Raw genomic sequence first — 414 nt, forward strand, 5'->3', positions numbered from 1 at the left:
AAAGAACGTTCGGTTGGATGATGCGCTGGCGCCGGCTGGTGCGCGACTATGAGGAGCGCTGCGACGTCTCGGACGCCATGATCGGAGTGGCCATGAGCAGCCTCATGCTCCGCCGCATCGCTCACCCGTAGCAATTCTCAAACGGGCACTAAGACTCTGTCGATGTTCTTTTTGGAGAGTTTCGTGTTGAAAACGAAGGTTTCTCGGCCTCGTCCGCCTTTGAGTTTATCGTTTCCATCAAGGCCGTTAATGAGGTTTGAGCCTGATGGCCTGCCCCCTTTGAAGTGGTCCTCCCTGATGTATGGCTTTTTGCCATTTGGAGGACGAGAGAATGCCCAGGAAGAGACACACGGCTGAAGAGATTGTCGCGAAGTTGCGGCAGGTTGATGTGCTGACGGCGCAAGGCCGCTCAGT

1 protein-coding gene and 1 pseudogene are annotated in these 414 nt (G+C 55.6%); one reads left to right on the plus strand and one right to left on the minus strand.

What is annotated here, in order from left to right:
• Positions 1-131, plus strand: a pseudogene (locus tag AB4097_RS21540) (IS5-like element ISRso1 family transposase); the annotation flags it as partial.
• 6 nt (positions 132-137) lie between these two features.
• On the opposite strand, the gene AB4097_RS21545 reads toward AB4097_RS21540, so the two are convergent.
• On the minus strand, positions 138-414 hold a 277-nt coding region (locus tag AB4097_RS21545; protein WP_442043349.1), incomplete at its 5' end, for a hypothetical protein.

Origin of the sequence: Microvirga sp. 2MCAF35 (assembly GCF_052115545.1) — a bacterium.
Classification (GTDB): Bacteria; Pseudomonadota; Alphaproteobacteria; order Rhizobiales; family Beijerinckiaceae; genus Microvirga.